Origin of the sequence: Nostoc sp. UCD121, from assembly GCF_014222285.1 — a bacterium.
GTDB lineage: Bacteria > Cyanobacteriota > Cyanobacteriia > Cyanobacteriales > Nostocaceae > Nostoc.
This window is the reverse complement of record NZ_JACKZS010000419.1, coordinates 1-2344: the sequence shown is the minus strand read 5'-3', so window position 1 is coordinate 2344 and position 2344 is coordinate 1. Positions and strand designations below refer to the sequence as shown.

Sequence of the window (2344 nt, the reverse complement as noted above, 5' to 3'; positions counted from 1 at the left end):
TTTCGAGAGTGCCTTCAGGTACAAGCAGCGTTTTTAGCTGTTTTTTGTTCTCGTAAACTACACGCGAACAAAATATTTTTTATCCCACCATCTATTTTCTCTTAACCGAGCAGTATTGAGTCCACTATTCGTGTCAGACGATAATGTTCATATTTAGAAGACCTATTCTTTCTAAAATAGGTTTGACTGAGTTTCATACAATTATGTAAATAAAACACATTTCCGTCATCCCTTGTAACATTTTTGCCAATTAAGTATGTAATAGTCTTTTAAGCATCATTACAAATTAGCTGTCAATGACTAATATCCCAAATAAACAATATAATAGTTCTATTTGAGTGACGAACAGAGTCTGTACAGATATTGGCATTATAAACAAATCTAACTATGCTTTGAGCAGATTATAGGTTTTCTGCATGAATCCAAAAAACTGTTGAATAAATAAATTTATCCAAAAAATAACTCATGAACTTACGCATTTTTTTACTAAATATTATGAGTACTGTGTTAATCACATCGCCCAGTTTAGCGGATAGTTTATCAGTATCTAGATCAACCAAAATTATCCTAAAAATATTAATTTAATTAATTAATTAATTTAATTTTACTTAGGGTTAATTGTACTTAAAGCTACACCCTGATAATAATGCCCTAAAATTTGCAGATAGTTTACTCCTCTTTTAGCTAAATTGTATGCACCCCATTGACTCATGCCTAAAGCATGACCAAAGCCAAGTCCAAGAAGTACAAAACTACCATTTGCTGCTTTGGTAAGCATAAAGTGGGTACTTTTAATTTTGAGGGCTGTTCGTACTTTTTCGCCACGCAATACAATGGTTGCTTTATCACCAACGATTTTTAAGGCTTTAACACTACCAAAAGGTGAGTAGGTTTGTGCAATCATATCTAAAACATTGCCGACACCAGAAATCCTGGCGCTAATTTCTTTTTGGGAGAAAGTTTTCACCCATTTGCACTCGCTAACATTTTGATCGTAATCTTCAACAGCACGCAGGTAAGGTTCGTGACTTCCCCAAACATCTTCAACATTTTCAGTATGTCCTCCAGAACAATCATGAAAAACTGAGAGAATAATACTGTCTTTATAAGTTAGTACTTGTTTATCAGTTGCATCGACGGCGGCATAAGTACTAGAAGTTTCATTGATTACTCCTTTATAATTTTGCCAGTGATCTGGACTATCACCTAAATCGTAAACAGGATTATTGCGCTGTTTTTCTCGCTCATAGAAAGCAAAAGTCCGGGCGGCAACTGCTTGTGCTTTCAAAGCTTCCGCAGGCCACTCAGTATCCATTTCGCCACCAACAACACTGTAGAGATACTCTTGGTCATCAACCCAGTTAACGGCGGTTAGTCCTTTCTCTGTTGGCACAACAAGAGTTCTACCTCGATACCAGCGTTCGCCAATGTAAACGAATCCCTTACCTGTCGGCTCAATCCAAAATAAACCAGACTGCCATTTATCTAAAGCCACACCACCTGGAATTGAAGAGGCATAAAATGAACTCATTGCTGGTAATTGTCCGAGAGTATGACCAGTACTATCTTTAACCAACGCAGTTGTAGAACTACCAACTGTTACCTGATTAACACCCCTCTCGATTGCTATTCGCAGTATTACAGATGCTTCACTTGGGGTAGCTAAACTCATCCACAATAAGGCACTTACCCACCAATGGCCTACTTTTATCTGTGTAAATAAAGTTTTTAATAACAATTGGCATTTCATGTAATGCATTTAAAAAGAGTTTTCAATTTCTATTCAATGTTATCCCTAATACCGTAGTTTGCGTATATCTGATGTATTCTCCTTGAGCAATCTCATATATTTTTTATTGAACAGAATTCAGGAGTCAGGAGTCAGAATGGACTAAACCTCAGCTATCCGCTAACAGAATGAGTTCTGTACGAAAAAGCGGATAGCGCAGCGTAAAGCCAACTCTTAGAGAGGTTGTGCCCTAAGCGTAGCTATGCCGCAGGCTTTACGACATGGCGTGTCTCCGACACGCTGCGCGTAGCTCGCTTCTCCGTAGGAGTACGCCTAGAGCGAGTCAGCGAACTTCTTAATTCTGACTCTTGACTCCCGGTTCGCCCATTTTAAATTGAGTTAGAAAAAAGCTGAACGATTTAATAGGGGTTCTACCTTATAATACAAATGTACTCTAATTCCGACTTTGTGCGATCGCATAAAAATAGAGTTTTTAGAGCAGGGTGGTAGTTCAACGTAAATTTAGAGGAATGGCTAAAACCATTGCTACACCTAGATTTTCTGTTTTTCGGCAATTTCTCGAACTCCAAAAAAAATAAGCGAACCGGGAGTAAT

Annotated in this window: 1 protein-coding gene; it reads right to left on the bottom strand. The window is 37.8% G+C overall.

The features are described 5' to 3' along the window. Positions 1-604: 604 nt before the first annotated feature. Positions 605-1750, bottom strand: a complete 1146-nt coding sequence (locus GNF10_RS36455; RefSeq protein ID WP_185584378.1) for a SpoIID/LytB domain-containing protein — start codon at positions 1748-1750, stop codon at positions 605-607. Positions 1751-2344 lie beyond the last annotated feature (594 nt).